Raw genomic sequence first — 21,071 nt, 5'->3', positions numbered from 1 at the left:
TTGTTCCAGATTGTTAAAGAGCAATATTTCACAACACACTGTGCCTTACGACCGCAGTACGTTTTGAAATAGTTTTTTTATATGGTGGAGCTAAGCGGGATCGAACCGCTGACCTCCTGCGTGCAAGGCAGGCGCTCTCCCAGCTGAGCTATAGCCCCATATAAAAAGCAAAATACCTTATCGGCATAACTCATTCTCAGACAAGACGCAGTCACGCGACGTTTATGGGTATAAACGAGTGTGTCTGTAACGCACTATGAGGATGAGTTGGTGGGTCTGAGTGGACTTGAACCACCGACCTCACCCTTATCAGGGGTGCGCTCTAACCACCTGAGCTACAGACCCAACAAGGTACTAAAGCCCGACTAATCTCTCAGTCCGGCCTTATTTGCTCGTTACTTTCTATCAGACAATCTGTGTGGACACTACGCAATGCGTATCGTTTAGGTAAGGAGGTGATCCAACCGCAGGTTCCCCTACGGTTACCTTGTTACGACTTCACCCCAGTCATGAATCACAAAGTGGTAAGCGCCCTCCCGAAGGTTAAGCTACCTACTTCTTTTGCAACCCACTCCCATGGTGTGACGGGCGGTGTGTACAAGGCCCGGGAACGTATTCACCGTAGCATTCTGATCTACGATTACTAGCGATTCCGACTTCATGGAGTCGAGTTGCAGACTCCAATCCGGACTACGACAGACTTTATGTGGTCCGCTTGCTCTCGCGAGTTCGCTTCACTTTGTATCTGCCATTGTAGCACGTGTGTAGCCCTACTCGTAAGGGCCATGATGACTTGACGTCATCCCCACCTTCCTCCGGTTTATCACCGGCAGTCTCCCTTGAGTTCCCACCATTACGTGCTGGCAACAAAGGATAAGGGTTGCGCTCGTTGCGGGACTTAACCCAACATTTCACAACACGAGCTGACGACAGCCATGCAGCACCTGTCTCACAGTTCCCGAAGGCACCGAAGCATCTCTGCTAAGTTCTGTGGATGTCAAGAGTAGGTAAGGTTCTTCGCGTTGCATCGAATTAAACCACATGCTCCACCGCTTGTGCGGGCCCCCGTCAATTCATTTGAGTTTTAACCTTGCGGCCGTACTCCCCAGGCGGTCGACTTAACGCGTTAGCTCCGGAAGCCACGCCTCAAGGGCACAACCTCCAAGTCGACATCGTTTACAGCGTGGACTACCAGGGTATCTAATCCTGTTTGCTCCCCACGCTTTCGCACCTGAGCGTCAGTCTTTGTCCAGGGGGCCGCCTTCGCCACCGGTATTCCTCCAGATCTCTACGCATTTCACCGCTACACCTGGAATTCTACCCCCCTCTACAAGACTCTAGCTTGCCAGTTTCAAATGCAGTTCCCACGTTAAGCGCGGGGATTTCACATCTGACTTAACAAACCGCCTGCGTGCGCTTTACGCCCAGTAATTCCGATTAACGCTTGCACCCTCCGTATTACCGCGGCTGCTGGCACGGAGTTAGCCGGTGCTTCTTCTGCGAGTAACGTCAATCAACCGTGCTATTAACACGATTGCCTTCCTCCTCGCTGAAAGTGCTTTACAACCCGAAGGCCTTCTTCACACACGCGGCATGGCTGCATCAGGCTTGCGCCCATTGTGCAATATTCCCCACTGCTGCCTCCCGTAGGAGTCTGGACCGTGTCTCAGTTCCAGTGTGGCTGGTCATCCTCTCAGACCAGCTAGGGATCGTCGCCTAGGTGAGCCATTACCCCACCTACTAGCTAATCCCATCTGGGCACATCCGATGGCGTGAGGCCCGAAGGTCCCCCACTTTGCTCTTGCGAGGTCATGCGGTATTAGCTACCGTTTCCAGTAGTTATCCCCCTCCATCAGGCAGTTTCCCAGACATTACTCACCCGTCCGCCGCTCGCCGGCAAAGTAGTAAACTACTTCCCGCTGCCGCTCGACTTGCATGTGTTAGGCCTGCCGCCAGCGTTCAATCTGAGCCATGATCAAACTCTTCAATTTAAGATTTGTTTGATTTGCTACTAATAAAAGCAGCGATGCTCAAAGATTACTTTCTGCAAATAAGCATTCGAACCGAAGTTCAAATGTGTACTGCTTTGGTCACTCTTCAAGACTTTGATATTGCTTCTGCCTGCCGAAACAGGCTTCGATATCGTCTTGCGAGTGCCCACACAGATTGTCTGATAAATTGTTAAAGAGCGTTCGTTACCCGTTTGCCTTTCGGCGAATCTTACGGTAACGCGGGAGGCAGATAATACGCTTTCCCGCTGAAGAGTCAAGAGTTTCTTTGGTTTCTTTCGAAGTCAAAATCATTCTTTTCGCTTCCTGACCCGGCGAAGTATGTTTCGTTGTTCCCGGTCAGTGGAGGCGCATTATAGGGAGTTCCCGACAGCCTGCAACCCCTAATTTGAAAAAACTTTTCAACTGCTCATTAATACGGCAAAAACCGTAGATATGGCGAAAAAAAAAACAAAAAGGGGGCGATTTCTCGCCCCCTTGAGGATTAACGATTACTGTCTGGCAATGATATGCCCGTTTTCCACATCCAAAGTAACAGGTACTCCCGGGATTAATTTGCCGGAAAGTATCTGCTGCGCCAGCGGGTTCTCGATTTCCTGCTGAATCGCGCGTTTCAATGGCCGTGCACCATAAACAGGGTCAAAGCCGGTTTCCCCCAGGAACTCCAACGCAGGTTGAGTAATGGTAACCTGATAGCCACGCTCTTCCAGACGTTTATACAGCCGCTCCAGTTGAATACTGGCAATTGAGGCCAGATGTGCTCGACCAAGCGGATGGAAGACAACCACCTCATCTATACGGTTAATAAATTCAGGACGGAAGTGATGGCTAACAACCTCCATCACCATATTCTTCATTTCGGTATAACTTCTTTCACCGAAACGTTCCTGAATCAAATCTGAACCGAGGTTAGAGGTCATGATGACAACCGTGTTACGGAAATCAACCGTTCTCCCCTGCCCGTCAGTCAAGCGACCATCATCCAATACCTGCAACAGGATGTTAAACACATCAGGATGTGCTTTTTCCACTTCATCTAACAAGATTACAGAATAAGGACGACGGCGCACCGCTTCCGTCAGATAACCACCTTCTTCATAGCCAACGTAGCCCGGAGGTGCACCAACCAGCCGAGATACGGAATGTTTCTCCATAAACTCTGACATATCAATACGCACCATGGCATCGTCGCTGTCGAACAAGAACGTGGCCAATGCTTTACATAATTCAGTTTTACCTACACCCGTCGGGCCTAAGAATAAGAAGGAACCAATTGGCCGGTTCGGATCTGATAACCCAGCACGACTACGGCGGATAGCATTGGATACTGCTTCGACTGCTTCATCCTGACCAATGACACGTTTATGCAGGTCTTGTTCCATGCGCAGCAATTTATCGCGCTCACTTTCCAGCATGCGTGATACCGGAATACCCGTCCAGCGCGCCAGGACATCAGCAATCTCAACCTCAGTGACACGATTGCGCAGCAACTTCATGGTTTTCCCTTCCAGCGCATTGGCTGCCGCTAGCTGTTTTTCCAACTCAGGGATTTTACCGTACTGAAGTTCTGACATCCGAGCCAAGTCACCCACACGTCGAGCCTGTTCTAAGGTAATTTTGGCCTGTTCCAACTCAGTCTTAATATTCTGAGTCCCAGTCAGTGAGGCTTTTTCAGCTTTCCACTCTTCTTCCAGTTCAGAGTACTCACGCTCTTTCTGCTCTAATTCGGTATTGAGCATTTCCAGCCGTTTTTTACTGGCGTCATCGGATTCTTTGTTCAGCGCTTGCTGTTCCAGTTTCAATTGGATAATTCGGCGCTCCAGCCGATCCAATGATTCTGGTTTTGAATCCATTTGCATACGGATACTGGAACCGGCTTCATCGATCAGGTCAATGGCTTTATCCGGTAACTGGCGATCCGAAATATAACGGTGCGACAGTGTTGCCGCGGCAACAATTGCCGGGTCGGTGATCTGCACATGGTGATGCAGTTCATATCGCTCTTTCAGCCCGCGCAAAATGGCAATGGTGTCTTCGACTGTCGGTTCCGCAACATAGACTTTCTGGAAACGCCGCTCCAGCGCCGCATCCTTCTCTATATACTGGCGATACTCGTCCAGGGTGGTCGCACCGACGCAATGCAGCTCACCGCGCGCTAACGCAGGTTTCAGCATGTTACCAGCATCCATCGCCCCATCGCCTTTCCCAGCGCCAACCATGGTATGCAATTCATCAATGAACAAGATCACACTACCTTCTTGTTTTGATAAATCGTTCAACACGCCTTTTAGACGCTCTTCAAATTCACCACGATACTTAGCACCGGCAATCAGTGAGCCCATATCTAATGACAGCACACGTTTATGTTTCAGGCCTTCAGGCACTTCGCCATTGACGATACGTTGTGCCAACCCTTCCACGATGGCGGTTTTACCGACACCGGGTTCACCAATTAATACCGGGTTGTTTTTGGTACGACGTTGTAACACCTGAATAGTACGGCGAATCTCTTCATCACGGCCAATCACCGGATCAAGTTTCCCCTGCTCCGCACGTTCAGTCAGGTCGATAGTGAATTTTTTCAACGCCTGACGCTGATCTTCAGCGCCTGGATCATCGACTTTGTCACCACCACGCATATTTTCAATTGCCTTATCTATTTTATCAGTTGTTGCACCGGCAGCCTTTAACATGTCAGTTAAGGTGCCGCGGTCTTCAAGCACTGCCAACACGAACAGTTCTGAAGAGATAAACTTATCTGCACGCTTTTGCGCTAATTTGTCACAAAGATTCAATACACGTACCAGCTCGTTTGATGGTTGAACATCACCGCCGGTACCTTCAACTTGTGGAAGACGACCTAAAGCCTGCTCAATGTCGCTGCGCAAACTGGCAACATTAATACCCGCCGAGGTCAACAATGGGCGAACCGTCCCCCCATCCTGATTGAGCAGTGCGCTCATCAAATGTAACGGTTCAATAAACTGGTTGTCGCGCCCAAGCGCTAAAGACTGGGCATCGGCGAGGGCAAGCTGGAATTTGCTAGTAAGACGATCCAGACGCATAACACCTCCGATATTGGTCAAAATTGCTACTGGAGATTAGATGAGGTCATCCCTCAAATTTTCAAGGTTATTTCGACACTATATTTAAAGTAATTCGTTATGCGTCAGCGGATCGTCCTAATTCAGTAGGTTATATCAGCCAGACTAAACTTGCCATACGTCCAGTGATTCCATCACGCCGATAAGAGAAAAATTGCTGTTTTTCACTCACAGTACAGCGATTACCGCCATAAATAGCGTGAATACCTGCAGCCTGTAGCCGCAAATGAGCCAATAGATAGATGTCAGCGAGATATTTGGTGCCTGAAGGAACAAAAGCAGAGGCGGATGCTGGGTCGATATTGATAAAGGCCTGTTTCACATCTTCACCCACTTCGAACTGCTGTGGGCCAATGGCTGGGCCTAACCAGGCAATAATAGAAGCAGGGGCCGCGTTGAACTGCGCCAGCGTCTGTTCAAGGACGCCAGCACATAAACCACGCCAACCAGCATGTGCGGCCGCAACTTCGTCGCCTGCTAATGAACAAAACAGCACCGGTAGGCAATCTGCGGTCATTACGGCACAAACTTGCCCGGCAACCCGGCTATAAGCCGCGTCAGCCTGTACATCAGCTACCGCCTTACTATCCAGATGCAGGACACGAGTACCGTGTACCTGCTCCAACCAAACAGGCATTTGCGGCAAGCCAGCCAGTTCAACTAATCGCTGGCGATTAGCTATCACACTGGCTGCAACATCACCAACATGGGTACCAAGGTTTAATGAATCATAAGGCGATTCGCTGATACCACCGTGACGGGTGGTGCTACATGCCTTAACACCGGCAGGCATCGGCCAGTCTGGGAGTATCAGTTGGGGACTCATTACCAATCCATCTGGTCTTTGAATTCTTCAGTATCAGCCTTCAGCGCATTTATCAGCTCAACCATATCTTCTGGTAATGCTGCATGCCATTCCATTTGGATACCACTGATAGGGTGATACAAACGCAGCATGGTGGCATGCAATGCCTGACGATCAAAACCACGCAGAATGGAAATAAAGGAATCAGAGGCGCCTCTTGGTGGGCGCGGACGGCCACCATAAAACTGATCACCCACCAGCGGATGGTTAATATGAGACATATGCACGCGGATCTGATGGGTACGGCCCGTTTCTAAACGCAAACGCAGGCGGGTATGGGCGCGGAAATGCTCCATAATCCGGTAATGGGTAGTTGCTGGTTTACCCATTGGGTGCACAGCCATGTGAGTACGCTTGGTGGAATGACGCGAAATTGGCTCGTCTACTCGACCGCCCGCAGTCATATTGCCAATGGCTACGGCTTCATATTCACGGGTAATTTCACGCGCTTGCAGTGCTTCAACTAAACGCGTTTGTGCCGGAACCGTTTTTGCTACTACCATCAAACCAGTAGTATCCTTATCCAGGCGATGAACGATACCCGCGCGCGGGACATCCATGATTTCAGGATAATAATAGAGCAGCGCATTCAGAACCGTACCATCTGGGTTGCCGGCTCCGGGATGCACAACTAAACCACGGGGTTTATTAATGACCAAAATATCGTTATCTTCATAGACGATATCCAGTGGGATGTCTTGAGGCGCCCAGCGGGCATCTTCCTCAATTTGCGCGTCAATGGCGACGAGCTCACCACCCAACACTTTTTCTTTAGGCTTATTAATTGTTTTACCGTCGACTGTGACCCTGTCTTCCAAAATCCACTCTTTTATGCGAGATCTTGAATAATCAGGGAACAATTCGGCCAAAGCCTGATCTAACCGTTGACCGAGTTGAGATTCGGCCACCGTTGCGCTGAGTTGTACTTGTTGTGCCATATGCAGCTTCTTGTTCGTTAACGTTGGGTTTTGACGGCGATGCCGTTTAATATAATGTGCTATTGTATCTAGATCTTTGTCGGGAGCTTAACGGACAGTCTCCCGGAATAACACTTCGAGGATAATCAAAACGTCATGACGCGTATGAAATATCTGGTGGCTGCCGCCACGTTGAGCCTGGTGCTGACCGGTTGCTCCAGTAACAAGGACGTGGTTCCCGATAACCCGCCTTCTGAGCTCTATGCTACCGCTCAGCAAAAACTGCAGGACGGTAACTTTAAGGGAGCTATTACGCAACTAGAAGCGTTAGATAACCGCTATCCTTTCGGGCCTTACTCCCAACAGGTTCAGCTTGATTTGATTTATGCGTATTATAAATCTGCTGATCTGCCGTTGGCGCAAGCCTCAATTGATCGCTTTATGCGCCTCAATCCAACACATCCTAACATCGATTACGTATTATATATGCGTGGTTTGACTGACATGGCTCTGGATGACAGCGCATTGCAAGGTTTCTTCGGGATTGATCGTTCAGACCGCGACCCGCAACATGCCAAGGCCGCATTCCGCGATTTTAACCAGTTGATTCAAAACTATCCGAACAGCCAGTACGCAACTGATGCGCAAAAACGCCTGACGTTCTTGAAAAATCGTCTGGCCAAGCATGAACTGGCCGTGGCGCAATATTACACTAAACGAGGCGCTTACGTCGCGGTAGTTAACCGTGTAGAACAAATGTTGAGAGATTATCCTGATACTCAAGCAACCCGTGATGCGTTGCCATTGATGGAAAATGCTTATAAACAACTGCAACTCAATGCCGAGGCAGACAAAGTTGCCAAGATAATTGCAGCGAATCCAGCCTGATATTGTCTGGCTCGATAAAATAACAAACGGCAGCCTAGGCTGCCGTTTTCAATTCTTGCCTTACGGCAGATGTTCACTTTACTGGTGTAGGCCGATAAAACTCACTGCATCAGACTATCGCGCTAATACCCTATCTAAAACAGAAAAATAACGCCGTTTTTAACTGAATGCAGGCAATATAACTTATCAATAATGCGGCATTATAATCAATGATTCAAGCCCCCAGCCGCTATTCCTGACGTTGAATCACAGTTCCCATGACCTTTGCAAAAAGTGACAAAAAAAGTGACCTTGATCATACATTTTGTGAGAAAGAGAGGTATGCTGAAGTTATCCAAGACGGAGCAGACAGAGAGGTAAGTCATATGACAGTCAACATTACCAGTAAGCAAATGGATATTACCCCAGCAATTCGCAAGCATGTTGAAGACCGTCTCACCAAACTGGATAAATGGCAGGCCCAGTTAATAAACCCGCACATCGTACTGTCTAAAGGTCCACAAGGATTTGTTGCCGATGCAACTATCAGTACACCAATGGGGCCATTGGTTGCCAGTGCCAAACATGATGATATGTATGCTGCAATTAATGAGCTTATCACCAAACTAGAACGCCAATTAAATAAAGTGCAGCACAAAGGTGAAGCTCGCCGCGCAGCAAGTAGTGTTAAAGAAGCTAATCTGGAGTCAGTAGATGTAGAGGAAGAAGAATCCGAGCAAGAACAATAGCCGGAGCCATCCATCTCATTTCGGATCTAACGCGCCTTTGGGCGCGTTTTTTATTGACAGCAATTCAGGCTGGCGGTTAATTTAGAGTCTGATCAGTTTTAAGAACTGACTTTCTTTACTATTTATTTTCGTGGCAACACACTTACGAGTAAAACAGGTAACCAGTAACGATGATCAATAAAGTGTTTTTCTTCGCATTCTTTTTTACCTTCCCCTGATTGGGAGGCGTTTCGTCGTGTGATAAAGAATGCGAAGACGAACAACAAAGCCTCCCAAGCGGGAGGCTTTTTTTATGTGTATATCCTCGTCATACTTCAAGCTGCATGTGCATTGGCTACCTTCCTGCTGCTCGAATTATTTAGGGTATAATCATTCAGAAAAATAAGGCAAATCCCTATGACCGATAATCCATTACTGGTGCTACGTGAACGCATCAGCGCACTAGACTTAAAACTGCTCGCCTTGCTGGCAGAGCGGCGTGAATTAGCAGTGGATGTCGCTAAAGCTAAGCAGCTCCATCATCGTCCTATTCGCGATAAAGAGCGTGAACGTGACTTACTGGATGCCCTGATAACTGCCGCTAAGCCCTATGACCTCGACGGATTCTATGTCACTCGTCTGTTCCAACTTATTATCGAAGACTCGGTCTTAACTCAGCAGGCACTGTTACAACATCAGCTTAATCAAACCGCCCTACATTCTGCCCGTATCGCTTTCCTGGGCCCAAAGGGCTCTTATTCACATCTGGCTGCACGTCAATATGCCGCTCGTCATTTTGAGCAACTGATTGAATGTGGTTGTCAGAAATTCCAAGATATTTTCACTCAGGTAGAAACCGGGCAAGCGGATTACGCCGTCTTACCGATAGAGAACACCAGTTCCGGCTCTATTAACGACGTTTATGATTTGCTGCAACACACCAGTTTGTTCATCGTAGGGGAAATAACCAACCCTATTGACCACTGTGTTCTGGTTGCAACTGAAACTGACCTGAGCAAAATCGAAACCGTATACAGTCACCCACAACCTTTCCAGCAGTGCAGCCAGTTCATTAATCGTTTCCCTCATTGGAAAATTGAGTATTGCGAAAGCACTGCTGCGGCGATGGAAAAAGTGGCACAAATGAACTCGCCGACAGCCGCCGCTCTGGGTAGTGAAGCTGGTGGTGCACTGTATAATTTGCAGGTGCTGGAACATAATCTGGCGAATCAGCAACAAAATATCACTCGCTTCATTGTTCTTGCCCGTAAGTCCATTGAAGTTTCAGAGCAGATACCGGCCAAAACCACCTTAATTATGGCGACGGGTCAGCAATCAGGGGCACTGGTTGAAGCACTATTAGTGCTGCGAGACCACGGTATCATCATGACGAAACTGGAATCCCGCCCGATTAATGGCAATCCGTGGGAAGAGATGTTTTATATTGATGTGCAGGCTAATTTACGGTCCGATTCGATGCAAAAAGCGCTGGCAGACTTAGCACCTATTACCCGTTCGTTGAAAATATTGGGTTGCTACCCAAGCGAGAACGTGATTCCGGTCAATCCAAGTTAACGCAGCGTTAGAGATTCACGACGCTTAGGATTTACAAGGCCCAAGGATGGGCCGAGTAACAAGTGCAACCAATGACGGGTATGATTATAGGCGGCTATCGTTCGCCTGACGCAGCAATGAACGGCTCTCCACCAGAAAACGCTCTGCATAATCGCCAAACCAGTGCTCAACTTTCTGAAAACTTTGGACAAAGGCTTGTTTATCACTCTGCTCGAGCAAAGTAATCGCTTCACCAAAGCGTTTGTAATAACGTTTAATTAGCGCCAGATTATCTTCCGAAGACATAATAATATCGGCATAAAGCTGCGGGTCTTGCGCAAACAACCGCCCAACCATCGCCAGTTCCAGACGATAAATCGGTGAAGACAGTGCCAACAATTGCTCTAGCTGCACGTTTTCCTCAGCCAGATGTAGCCCATAGGCAAAGGTCGCAAAATGCCGTAATGCCTGAATAAATGCCATATTCTGATCATGTTCGACAGCACTGATGCGGTGTAATCTTGCCCCCCATACCTGTAACTGCTCCAACAGCCACTGGTATGCTTGCGGGTCGCGACCATCACAATACACTACCACTTGCTTCGCCAGACTGCCCACATCAGGGCCAAACATCGGATGCAGACCCACAACCGGCCCTTCATGAGCAGCCAGCATGGCTTGCAGCGGCTTGTTTTTCACCGAAGCGAGATCCAATAAAATGCAATCTGGCGGTAATTTTGGCAATCGCCCAATCACTTCTTCAGTGATATGGATGGGTACACTAACAATCACCATACCAGCATCCGCCAGAATGGACTCAGCTTGTGGCCAGTCCCCTTGCTCCAGTGTTTTCACCTGATAACCAGACAAGCCCAGCATACGGCTAAATAAACGCCCCATCTGCCCTTGCCCACCGATAATGACTACGGGCCGCAATTGTGGGCACAAGGTTTTAAAACCTTTGTCATTCTCGCTGGTATAAGACTCTCGCATTATCCGACGCAATACGTCTTCAATCAAATCCGGCGGTACACCTAAAGCCTCGGCTTCCTGTCGGCGTGAGGCCAGCATCAAAGCCTCACGATCTGGAACATAAATAGGCAAACCATAACGGCTTTTAACTTCACCTACTTCTGCCACTAAATGCAGGCGTTTAGCCAGCAGGTCTAACAGTGCTTTATCGACTTCATCAATTTGATCGCGTAAAGCGGTCAGTTCAGCCACCATACTTACTCTTCCTCTACAGTCCGTGCCGCCAGCACTGAACGCAATTCTTGATGCATGCCACGTAACAGGGTTTCGGTGCTTTCCCAGTTAATACAGGCATCGGTCACTGAAACACCGTAGTGCATAGCAGTACGGGGTTGTTCAGATGACTGATTCCCTTCGTGGATGTGGCTTTCCAACATCACACCGGTGATAGAACGATTACCCGCCTTGATCTGTTCAACCACAGATTCAGCGACGGCAGTCTGGCGACGGTAGTCTTTATTCGAATTACCATGACTGCAATCTATCATTAAGGATGGAGTGAGTCCCGCATCCTGCATCTGTTTTTCACACTGAGCGACATCTTGTGCACTGTAGTTAGGGGTTTTGCCACCACGTAAAATCACATGTCCGTGTGGATTGCCCTGGGTTTGCAACAAACAAACCTGACCGGATTGGTTAATTCCCATAAAGCGATGTGGCATAGCCGCAGCACGCATTGCATTGATTGCGGTGCCCAAACTGCCATCAGTGCCATTCTTGAATCCAACTGGCATGGATAAACCAGATGCCATTTCACGGTGAGTTTGTGATTCGGTGGTACGCGCACCAATTGCTGACCAACTGAACAAATCACCCAGGTATTGCGGGCTATTCGGATCCAGTGCCTCAGTTGCCAGCGGCAAGCCCATACCCACTAAATCCAGCAGTAATCGACGGGCAATATGTAAGCCAGCTTCCACATCGAAAGAGCCATCCATTGCCGGGTCGTTGATAAGGCCTTTCCAACCGACAGTAGTTCTTGGTTTTTCAAAATAGACACGCATAACGATATATAAGCTATCACTCAACTCCGCAGAGAGTGTTTTCAAACGACGCGCATAATCCAGAGCAGCATCCACATCGTGGATCGAACATGGGCCACAAACGACTAATAAACGTGGATCTCGTCCTTGAACAATATCAGCAATGGTTTTGCGAGCAGATTCAATCGCATACTGATCATTGTCGCTCAAAGGAAACTGGTTTTTCAGTTCTTCCGGGGTTATCAGTATTTGTTCAGCACTGATATGGACATTATTGAGCGCATCTTTTTGCATGATCATATTCTTTACCCTATCTCTGTTTAGCGGATGTCGTTTAGCGTATTTATCGTTTGATGAGGTACACAATACCATGACGTGTAAAGTTTTCAATCCATATGTGTAAATAAATAATTACCACACTTTTACCGCCCTATTTCTGTCCGACTTTTGCGGTAAGTCGCAGTTTCCGCAGATGGTCCCAACCTCCCTCGGAGGCCATGATAGAATGCGGAAAATTTGTGGAGGCTGTATGTTAAGAGTCATCATCGTCGACGATGAGCAACCTGCGCGTGAAGATTTACGCGAAAGACTGAGTGAAGAACACGATATTGAGATCGTCGCCGAATGCAGTAATGCACTGGAAGCAATCCCTGCAATCCAGCGCTTACAGCCCGACGTGGTGTTTCTCGACATCCAAATGCCAAGAATTAATGGCCTGGAATTGGCATCAATGTTGAATCCAGAAAACATGCCACACATCGTGTTTGTTACCGCTTACGATGAATATGCTATCCGTGCATTTGAAGAGCACGCCTTTGACTATCTGTTAAAACCACTCGATTATCAACGGCTGGCAAAAACGCTAATACGCTTAAGGCGCGGCCTGACCGTAAATAATAATTTACATAAAATCACTGAACCCATGCTGCGGCATATCCCCTGTTCCGGTCATAACCGTATTTTTTTGCTGAAAATTGAAGAAGTAGAATATCTAAGCTCTGAGCTTAGCGGGGTGCATGTCGTCGGGACAGTGCAATCAGGCTATACCCAGTTGTCACTCAAAACACTCGAAGAAAAAACACCATTTATCCGCTGCCACCGTCAATATATGGTGAATACTGAACAACTGGGAGAAATTCAACTGATGGATAATGGCTCAGCCGAAGTGATTACCCGTAGCGGTAGGCATATCCCGGTGAGTCGCCGCTACTTAAAATCACTGAAGGAGAAATTAGGTATTAGTTGAGGGATGTGGCAGTTAAAAATCACAGAAAATTCCCCGACCGATTATACGTTTTATCAATGCATGCCAATCATTAACAGCATGGCGGTGCCAACGCAAAAGGAAAACCGCCCTCAAATTATGATCCAATTGATAATATTAATGTGTTAAAACGGGAAATAATAAGTGTTATTAGAAAATTAACACATTAATTGAATACAATATTTATACATTATTTTCACAATCAGACCATATATCCCATAATTCCCTCCTCACGCCACTTTAATTAATTAGAAAAGTCTGGGCTGATATAAAAATAGAGGCAGATCTCAGATTTAATTAATTACATAACTAAACAATACTCCCTTGATATTAGCCAAGTTTTAATCAATACAATCTGTGCTCTGATAGAGAAAGTCGAGTAAGAGCCATGCTCATTGCTTAAAACCAGCAAATACCTAACCGAATTTCATTCATGTTGGAAGCAAGGGAACGTTATGATAACACTACAATTTATAATTATAATTATATGTCTACTACTGGGGACACGCTACGGAGGTATGGGGCTGGGGTTAATAAGTGGTATCGGCTTATTTATTCTAACCTTTATCTTTGGGCTTGAACCAGGGAAACCACCAGTAGATGTCATGCTCACCATATTAGCTGTTATTGGTTGTGCATCTGTATTACAAACTGCCGGTGGATTAAATGTAATGATGCAATTTGCCGAGCGCTTATTACGCCGGCACCCTCAGCATATTACGCTACTAGCTCCATTTACAACCTGGTCATTAACCTTTTTATGTGGCACCGGGCACGTTGTTTATACCATGTTCCCGATTATTTCTGATATTGCCATTAAGAAAGGTATTCGCCCGGAACGACCAATGGCTGTTGCATCCGTTGCTTCACAAATGGCTATTACCGCCTCACCCGTATCGGTAGCTGTCGTATCATTAGTATCAATTATTGGTGCCAACCACGGTATCGGCCATGCTTACAGCATTCTGGAGATTCTGGCCGTATCAGTCCCAGCCTCTTTAGTTGGGGTACTAATGGCAGCCTTGTGGAGCCTGCGCCGTGGTAAAGACCTGGATAAAGACCCTGATTTTCAAGAGAGAATTAAAGATCCAGAGCAACGCTCCTTTATCTATGGTTCAACAGATACATTATTGAATCAGGTTTTCCCGAAACAAGCCTACTGGTCTACCTGGATATTCTTCGCAGCGATCGCAATAGTAGTATTACTGGGCGCTTTTGCTGATCTGCGACCAGCCTTTGAAGTTAAGGACAAATTGCAGTCACTGTCGATGAACCTGGTTATTCAGATGATGATGCTGATAGCTGGTGCGGTTATATTGATGGGCTGTAAAGTTAAACCCAGTGATATCTCTAACGGTGCCGTATTTAAAGCTGGCATGGTTGCTATCTTCTCGGTATTCGGTGTTGCCTGGATGAGTGATACCTTCTTCCAAGCCCATATGGGTGATTTGAAACTGGTATTGGAAGATGTCGTGAAAAGTAAGCCTTGGACTTATGCCATTGTTCTGTTCTTGGTTTCCAAACTGGTAAACAGCCAAGCGGCAGCATTAGCCGCCATCGCACCAATGGGCCTGCAACTTGGTGTTGATCCTAAAATGTTGATTGCCTTCTTCCCAGCAGCTTATGGCTACTTTGTTCTGCCAACTTATCCAAGCGACCTTGCTTGCATCGGTTTTGACCGTTCAGGTACCACCAAGATTGGTAAATTTATCATTAACCATAGTTTTATCATCCCAGGCCTTATCGGTGTTATTAGCTCGTGTATCACCGGTTACCTACTGGTAACGACCTTTATGTAATTACTCGGTATACAGATGATATGCAAAGAGGCCAGTTCACAATGGACTGGCCTCTTTAATTTTGTGGCATAAGAATTTCATTCTGTGAACGCAATATCTGTTTTTATTACTTTATTACTCACAGTAAAAAGTTGATACACTCTTTTTATTACATTTTAAGAATTAACTCATCGGAAAAACCTTCTTATTATAATTAATTATTCAATCCGAAATATCTTCTGATTTAGTTGGATCACAACTGCTACAATGCGGGCCGCAGCACAAAAATCATTTTTTTCACCATGGGCCTATTATGTTTTCTTTGCGTCATACCAGGGCGTTGCCGTTTTATCTCAGCGCAATCGCTTTATCCCTCATCAGCACTTCAGTTCTTGCTGATGGGACTGTTTTTACTGCCTTAGATGATCCAGCTACAGCCAAGAAGAGCTTTGATGGTACTGTCGAGGCTGGCTATACCGCACAATCAGGTAATACCACTAACTCAACGTTGACCGCTAACTCAACGTTAACCTGGTTCCAACCTAACACCGCCTATAGTTTGTGGGGAGCCGCGCGTAATACCAGCGCTAACAATCAACGCTCTTCCGAACGTTACCAGCTAGGCGGGCGTACCCGCTATAATCTGACTGACAGTAACTACCTGTTCGGGCAAGCCAGTTGGCTGAATGATCGCTACAACGGTTTTGATTCCCGGTCGGTATTAACTACCGGTTATGGCCGCCAGATTATGACCACACCGTTGCACAACCTACGGGTGGAATTTGGTCCCGGTGTTCGCCACGATGAATTTTATGGTGGTGGTCGAGCCACTAAAGCATTGGCTTATGGCGGTGCGAACTATACCTATCAACTAACTGATAATACGGTGTTTAGCGAAGGGGTTTCCGCATTAGCGAACGAAGAAACTACGCTAAACTCTGAAACTGCGTTAAATGTGGCAATCAATAAAAGTTTCGCACTGCGCCTGGCTTATGTTGTGACTTATAACACTAAGCCACCTGCCAGCGCGCCTAAAAATACTGATACCACAACATCAATAACTCTGGTTTACGGCCTGTAATCATCTATTAGTCTCTTTAGCGTGGTGTGATGCCACGCTAATTATCTCAGTTCACCTTCCCATTCCCCCCACTTATCGCGCTGAAATCTCTGTCGTTTTTTTGTCGTCATTGAAATAAAAAAAGGGGTCAGCCGATGGCTAACCCCTTCATAACTATTAACTTTTGGATGCAGCGCTAGCTGTATCTTAGTTAAGACGCATTTAACAGCACCCATTGAAAAGTAACGTTTTTTATTTAAAAACAACAAGTTATTCTACAACTAATTGCAGTGAATTGCAGTGTTATGCAAGCTCTGCCGCCACTTTGCCGCCACTATAGCCAGCGAGGGGATTTAGATTAACAGCCTCCTCAAGGTGGTCAGGTGCAAAATGTGCATACCGCATTGTTTCACGAATATTGGAATGTCCGAGAATGCGTTGCAGCACCAATATATTCCCTCCATTCATCATAAAATGTGAGGCAAAAGTATGTCTTAGTACATGAGTTTTTTGACCGTCAGGTAGTTCAATGTTTGTTAATGCAAGGGCCTTTTTAAAATCTTGATAGCAAGGGTGGAACATTCGCCCCTCTAAAGGAGATAATTCATCATAAAGCCATTGGCTAATCGGCACGGTCCTATTTTTTTTACCCTTTGTTTTGAAAAAAGTAACTTTGTTCGGCGCTAATTGAGAACGGGTTAGTTTCTCTGCTTCGCTCCACCGCGCACCTGTCGCTAAACAAACCTTAACAATTCGCGTTAAGTAAATTTTTCCGTAAGACTCACAAGCGTCCAGTAGTTGCTGAATCTGCTTGTGAGTTAACCAAGACATTTCTTTCTCAGACTCTTTAAACGTTCGCACACCGTCCAAAGGGTTTGGTAAATTCCATTCACCAAGCCGTTTAAGTTCATTGAACATCGCATAAAGATACTGTTGTTCACGATTGACAGTGATCGGTTTCACTACCCATTTTTCAGGATTTGGGTGATAACCGTTATCAATCTCACCTCTGAGCCGCCGATCGCGATAATGCGCCCAGTCTTTCGCGGTTAATTGAGCAGCAATGGGATTGCCTAGACCTTTACAGATAATACTAAACTTCCCCATTCTGGACTTGCCAGCACTTAACGCTTGTCCATGCAAACTAGACCAAAGGCTTATTAACTCCGCCAAAGTCCGGCGATCGTCTTTCTCACCAAGCCAAGGCTTACTATTAACCTCTGCTGTAGTAAATTCTTCAAATGCGAGAGCTTCACCTTTAGTATTGAATTTTTTACGAATTCGTTTTTTGTCGCGTCCATCGGGGTAAGATTCGCAAATCCATTGGCCTGTGGATAGTTTACGTACTGCCATTTCATCTCCCTAGGATGTCACAAAACAGATTGCCACCAACTTTAGCCACAGAGTTTTGAGCCTAAATCAATGAAAGGGGCAACACTTATCTTGGTACCCGGATACTCTGGATCATCTTTCCAAACACTATCTAATGGTGAGGCTTTAACTTTCCCTATTGACATATAAATGTCAGCCATACCATTCAGAGGGTACGCTTCTTCGGTAAAAGGATTTACTATAAAAATAGCTTCTTTCGGGTAGCAAATGAGTACTCCACGGTCAAAAGTAAACGCCCACTCTTGACCAAAATCCTTCTCATAAATCGCGTCAGTATTGTTTTTTGCAACTGCTGCGCCGCAAAGGGATAAGCCAACAACCAGAGAGATTAATTTTGAGTTCACTAAAAACATCCTTTATCAGGGCATTTTCATGCCTAAATAGTGCAAAAATTCTATGCATTTTTATCTAATGTTAAGTAAATCATTCCAATAGTCTTAACATCTTCAACCTTGCAATCAAATGATGTTGTTGCACCTGTAACTTTCAATCTATTGCCAGGAATTCGTGCTACATCATACACATCACTATCACCATCAATATCAAGTAACCATCGGCCATTGCCAATGACATCAGCCCCTAAATCGACTATCCAAGACTTAGTGTTCTTTTCCAGATACACAGGTTCAACGAGCGATTTATCTATAAGCGATTTATCAGCAACCCATTCCCCATCCTCAACCACTATCCCTTGCTTGATTCTTAATTTTTTAAGTTTTGAATATTGAACGCTATCTTTATTTACATGATCATCCCGCATAACTCCGTTGCCTGTAGCTAGCCACCTGAGCGAAACGCCTGTATCTAATGCACAGGCCACAACCACTTCACCGGGAAAGTAATTCCTTCTAATCCATGTACTTATTGTTCCAGATGATAAGCCATGTAAATCGCCTAGTTCTTTTTGCATACTAAAGCCATATGCCTTAAGCATGCGATCCAGAACTGCTTTACCGCCCTCAAGTTCATTTAGTTTCATCTTAAAAATCCACGTTAACGCAAAAATCCACCTTGACGACTTGCAAATTTAAGATTAGATTCTGCTTTGTAACTTATAAATGCGTGTCAATGCACTAAAATGCAACTAACCGGAGATAATGCGATATGACAGTTTCAAATGCAATAAGTCATTCAGCACCACCACAGCGAGGGGAAGAGCACCATATTGCATTCCCATTTCAGTTAGAAGATCTAGTTTCAGCATTAACACCTGTGCTTGAACGCCTTGTTTGCTCTGCAATTTCTGACACTGTCACAGTTAAAGATTTTGCTAAAACACAAGGGGTAAGTCAGCGGCTTGTATGGCAATGGCTTGAAGATGGTGTGCTACTAAAGGCTCCAACAAAAGCCGATCCATCTATGGTTGGCCGCGAAAAGAAACTATCCACAACAACGCCAAAAAAAGAGAAATCACGTGAAAGAGTATTAATTAATGCTGTTGCTTGGCGTGAAAAATTAAGTGAGCAAGCGGTCAATTGCAAGTACATCAAAGGGCAATCTTCTATAGCTAAAGGTCGAGTTTGATTATTCGAGTTTACAGGAGTGATTGCCATGTTTGATTTTTCTGTTTCTAAACATCCGCACTTTGACAATGTATGCCGCCAGTTTCCAACGCGTCACAATCTGACGCAGTTGGCGAAACAGTTGGATATGAATGCGCAAACGTTGCGGAACAAGCTCAACCCGGAGCAACCGCACCAACTTACGGTTACTGAATTACTTGCGATCACCGACGCAACAGAAGACGCCAGCCTTATCGATGCCATGTTGGCGCAAATAAATTGTATGCCGTCAGTGCCAGTAAATGAGGCCAGCGCCGATAACATTTCTACCTACGCACTTAAAGCAACTGCCGCAGTGGGTTCTATTGCAGCCGCTGCGGTACAAGGCAACCATAAAACAGCATTCAGCAAATCAGCCCTGCTGGATAGTGTCAATACTGCGATTCGCCACCTGTCACTGATTGGCCTGACAGTGCAATGTCGCATTCAGTCAACCCCTGCGCTTGCTTCAACCGTTGATGTTATTAGCGGATTGAGTGCTGTCGCCGGTTTGAGTTGAGGTGTCTTTATGATTATTTCTATTGCCCCACTGTTAAAACAGCAAAGCCCAGTAAACCTGCGCCATTTCGGCCACGGTATGCTGGAGTTGAAGAATGGCCAGCGCTGGAAGCCGGGAAGTAATCAAAAGGCGCTTTTACAAGAATTGTCCTCTGCAAAGAAGACGCCAATATTACGCCGTCTGTTCGGGCGTTAATTGGGGGTTATATGCTGCAATTAACGGAAGCTGAAAAATTAAGAATGACGGGTATTGCCCGCATTACTGAATTTAAAGAAAAGTATTTACGCAATAGAAAAAATGTTGCTAAAGATGCTTTTGATAAATCGCCTGCACATTTGCGTAAAACAATCTGTTTTCATGCTGGCTTAAAAAGTCGTCATGTGAACATGCAGTTTTCAGAATTAAGTCCGGCAGAAAGAGAAAGTGTAGTTGAAACGTTGAATTACTTAATTGAGTTTACTCGTTCATTACCACCATTCATTAGTAATGATGACTGCACTCTGAATATTATTAACTAACCAAAGTCGCAATATATGGCGTTTTACTCGCCGGGTTTCGTCTTGCCTAAAATAGGAGTTATTTATGCAGAACACACCACAAAATATATGGGTGGGTGTAGACCCCGCCAAGCCGGGAAGTGATCGTTCAATTACAATGATGTCAGTTGAATCAATGGAGCTAATGCTAAATGAAGCGCGCATAGATGAAAGAAAGAATCAGGCCGCGCTGGTTTCATTTCGTCTGGAAGAGGTTGCTAACCAAATTCTAAACCGTGAACTGAACGGTGTAGAAGCGGCGGAGTTGCTTAACCACATCGCCGAGGGGATCCTTAACCAAGCGCAGGCACAACACTGATGGTTGACGAAATTGTCATTGATGCTCGTTACGCAATTACTTTGTGTGAGCCAACCAAAACTCTAGGCTGCATTCCAAACCTCGTGCTTAACGAGATTAAATTCACCAAAGAAAATGAGAGGGTGTTGGCGGTAATTGCTCACTATCCGACAAGAGTTAGTTTGGTGAGTGATTTAATCCATCATCGTATTTATCGCTCTGGCGTTAATTCTATTTCAACGTTGGTTGAGGAAACTAAACGCCTTGCTGAATTATGTGAAAAAGGATTTAAAGACTTTCACTCTCCTAACTTATTACCTAAATAAAGAATTTATTATGCATATTAAAATCGGCGAAAAACACGTTGTTACTTCTGACAGCCTGCAATTTATTCTTAATGAAGTGAAAGTTAGTCAGAAAGGTAAAAGTGAGGGGCAAGAACGTTTAGAGCCTGTTGCTTACTTTCTAACTATTGAACAACTGGTGGAGGGTTTAATAAAGCGCAATATAGGTGAAGCACAGATTAATAGCTTTATGTCGTTAGCTAATGAAATTGGCCGTATTGGTAAGTTATGCCAAGACGCATTCTCTTCTGTAAATAAATAACACTTTTTGTATTTAGA

Annotated in this window: 21 protein-coding genes, 2 tRNA genes, 1 rRNA gene and 1 other annotated feature; of the genes, 13 read left to right on the top strand and 11 right to left on the bottom strand. The window is 45.9% G+C overall.

Translation table 11 applies throughout. From position 1 onward, the window contains the following. Positions 1-82 precede the first annotated feature (82 nt). The 6 genes from V1956_RS07335 to rluD form a co-directional block, all read right to left on the bottom strand. Positions 83-158, bottom strand: a tRNA-Ala gene (locus tag V1956_RS07335). A 110-nt stretch (positions 159-268) separates the two neighbouring features. After that, positions 269-345, bottom strand: a tRNA-Ile gene (locus V1956_RS07330). A 103-nt stretch (positions 346-448) separates the two neighbouring features. Next, positions 449-1,991, bottom strand: a 16S ribosomal RNA gene (locus tag V1956_RS07325). A 509-nt stretch (positions 1,992-2,500) separates the two neighbouring features. Further along, positions 2,501-5,074, bottom strand: coding sequence for an ATP-dependent chaperone ClpB (clpB, locus tag V1956_RS07320; protein ID WP_372558124.1), 2,574 nt, complete (start codon positions 5,072-5,074; stop codon positions 2,501-2,503). 130 nt (positions 5,075-5,204) lie between these two features. Further along, positions 5,205-5,939: a purine nucleoside phosphorylase YfiH gene (gene yfiH, locus V1956_RS07315; protein WP_372558123.1), complete on the bottom strand. Its 735-nt coding sequence runs from the start codon at positions 5,937-5,939 to the stop codon at positions 5,205-5,207. After that, positions 5,939-6,916, bottom strand: a complete 978-nt coding sequence (rluD, locus tag V1956_RS07310; protein ID WP_083160215.1) for a 23S rRNA pseudouridine(1911/1915/1917) synthase RluD — start codon at positions 6,914-6,916, stop codon at positions 5,939-5,941. Before rluD ends, yfiH begins: the two co-directional genes overlap by 1 nt. Before the next feature lie 135 nt (positions 6,917-7,051). Between rluD and bamD the strand changes: the two genes are divergently transcribed. From bamD to pheA, 3 genes are all read left to right on the top strand, one after another. Then, complete coding sequence (gene bamD, locus V1956_RS07305) at positions 7,052-7,783, top strand: outer membrane protein assembly factor BamD (RefSeq protein WP_032905545.1); 732 nt, start codon at positions 7,052-7,054, stop codon at positions 7,781-7,783. A 365-nt stretch (positions 7,784-8,148) separates the two neighbouring features. Beyond that, positions 8,149-8,511 (top strand): ribosome-associated translation inhibitor RaiA, encoded by a 363-nt coding sequence (gene raiA, locus V1956_RS07300; protein ID WP_083160217.1) that lies wholly within the window; start codon positions 8,149-8,151, stop codon positions 8,509-8,511. 169 nt (positions 8,512-8,680) lie between these two features. Further along, positions 8,681-8,805: a sequence feature (Phe leader region), on the top strand. 102 nt (positions 8,806-8,907) lie between these two features. Further along, positions 8,908-10,065 carry a bifunctional chorismate mutase/prephenate dehydratase gene (gene pheA, locus V1956_RS07295; protein WP_083160219.1) on the top strand — a complete coding sequence of 386 codons (1,158 nt, stop codon included), beginning with the start codon at positions 8,908-8,910 and terminating at the stop codon, positions 10,063-10,065. Between the two features lie 84 nt (positions 10,066-10,149). On the opposite strand, the gene tyrA is transcribed toward pheA, so the two are convergent. After that, positions 10,150-11,271 carry a bifunctional chorismate mutase/prephenate dehydrogenase gene (gene tyrA / locus V1956_RS07290; RefSeq protein ID WP_420071952.1) on the bottom strand — a complete coding sequence of 374 codons (1,122 nt, stop codon included), beginning with the start codon at positions 11,269-11,271 and terminating at the stop codon, positions 10,150-10,152. Positions 11,272-11,273: 2 nt separating this feature from the next. Beyond that, positions 11,274-12,353 (bottom strand): 3-deoxy-7-phosphoheptulonate synthase, encoded by a 1,080-nt coding sequence (locus V1956_RS07285; protein ID WP_083160223.1) that lies wholly within the window; start codon positions 12,351-12,353, stop codon positions 11,274-11,276. 235 nt (positions 12,354-12,588) lie between these two features. Here V1956_RS07285 and btsR point away from each other — a divergent pair, with 235 nt between their 5' ends. From btsR to V1956_RS07270, 3 genes are all read left to right on the top strand, one after another. Then, a complete protein-coding gene (gene btsR / locus V1956_RS07280) occupies positions 12,589-13,305 on the top strand; it encodes a two-component system response regulator BtsR (RefSeq protein ID WP_083160225.1) in 717 nt (238 codons plus the stop codon). Between the two features lie 473 nt (positions 13,306-13,778). Next, positions 13,779-15,122 (top strand): anaerobic C4-dicarboxylate transporter, encoded by a 1,344-nt coding sequence (locus V1956_RS07275; protein ID WP_442824971.1) that lies wholly within the window; start codon positions 13,779-13,781, stop codon positions 15,120-15,122. 292 nt (positions 15,123-15,414) lie between these two features. Further along, on the top strand, positions 15,415-16,182 hold the full coding sequence (locus V1956_RS07270) for a DUF481 domain-containing protein (protein WP_083160229.1): 768 nt from the start codon (positions 15,415-15,417) through the stop codon (positions 16,180-16,182). Positions 16,183-16,464: 282 nt separating this feature from the next. On the opposite strand, the gene V1956_RS07265 is transcribed toward V1956_RS07270, so the two are convergent. The 3 genes from V1956_RS07265 to V1956_RS07255 are packed head-to-tail and all read right to left on the bottom strand — an operon-like array spanning position 16,465 to position 18,532. Next, the gene (locus V1956_RS07265; RefSeq protein WP_442824970.1) at positions 16,465-17,514 is read right to left on the bottom strand and encodes a site-specific integrase; all 1,050 of its coding nucleotides are present in this window, start codon (positions 17,512-17,514) and stop codon (positions 16,465-16,467) included. Positions 17,515-17,555: 41 nt separating this feature from the next. Continuing rightward, positions 17,556-17,897 carry a DUF2511 domain-containing protein gene (locus V1956_RS07260; RefSeq protein ID WP_442824969.1) on the bottom strand — a complete coding sequence of 114 codons (342 nt, stop codon included), beginning with the start codon at positions 17,895-17,897 and terminating at the stop codon, positions 17,556-17,558. Between the two features lie 50 nt (positions 17,898-17,947). Then, positions 17,948-18,532: a phage repressor protein CI gene (locus tag V1956_RS07255; protein ID WP_442824968.1), complete on the bottom strand. Its 585-nt coding sequence runs from the start codon at positions 18,530-18,532 to the stop codon at positions 17,948-17,950. Between the two features lie 125 nt (positions 18,533-18,657). On the opposite strand from V1956_RS07255, the gene V1956_RS07250 reads away from it, so the two are divergent. From V1956_RS07250 to V1956_RS07220, 7 genes are all read left to right on the top strand, one after another. Continuing rightward, positions 18,658-19,077 (top strand): Cro/Cl family transcriptional regulator, encoded by a 420-nt coding sequence (locus V1956_RS07250; protein ID WP_442824967.1) that lies wholly within the window; start codon positions 18,658-18,660, stop codon positions 19,075-19,077. A gap of 27 nt (positions 19,078-19,104) precedes the next feature. Continuing rightward, positions 19,105-19,614: a phage regulatory CII family protein gene (locus tag V1956_RS07245; protein ID WP_050088549.1), complete on the top strand. Its 510-nt coding sequence runs from the start codon at positions 19,105-19,107 to the stop codon at positions 19,612-19,614. A gap of 9 nt (positions 19,615-19,623) precedes the next feature. Beyond that, the gene (locus V1956_RS07240) at positions 19,624-19,809 is read left to right on the top strand and encodes a phage filamentation protein Fil family protein (protein WP_032909021.1); all 186 of its coding nucleotides are present in this window, start codon (positions 19,624-19,626) and stop codon (positions 19,807-19,809) included. An 11-nt stretch (positions 19,810-19,820) separates the two neighbouring features. Continuing rightward, a complete protein-coding gene (locus V1956_RS07235) occupies positions 19,821-20,132 on the top strand; it encodes a hypothetical protein (protein WP_442824966.1) in 312 nt (103 codons plus the stop codon). Positions 20,133-20,196: 64 nt separating this feature from the next. After that, on the top strand, positions 20,197-20,469 hold the full coding sequence (locus V1956_RS07230) for a DUF2732 family protein (RefSeq protein ID WP_442824965.1): 273 nt from the start codon (positions 20,197-20,199) through the stop codon (positions 20,467-20,469). After that, complete coding sequence (locus V1956_RS07225; protein WP_442824964.1) at positions 20,469-20,774, top strand: DUF5405 family protein; 306 nt, start codon at positions 20,469-20,471, stop codon at positions 20,772-20,774. Before V1956_RS07230 ends, V1956_RS07225 begins: the two co-directional genes overlap by 1 nt. Before the next feature lie 10 nt (positions 20,775-20,784). Next, on the top strand, positions 20,785-21,054 hold the full coding sequence (locus V1956_RS07220) for a DUF5405 family protein (RefSeq protein WP_442824963.1): 270 nt from the start codon (positions 20,785-20,787) through the stop codon (positions 21,052-21,054). The last annotated feature ends 17 nt before the right edge of the window (positions 21,055-21,071 follow it).

Origin of the sequence: Yersinia sp. 2540 StPb PI (assembly GCF_052217165.1) — a bacterium.
Classification (GTDB): domain Bacteria; phylum Pseudomonadota; class Gammaproteobacteria; order Enterobacterales; family Enterobacteriaceae; genus Yersinia; species Yersinia enterocolitica_E.
The sequence above is the reverse complement of the archived record's forward strand: the minus strand, read 5'-3'. Positions and strand labels throughout refer to the sequence as shown.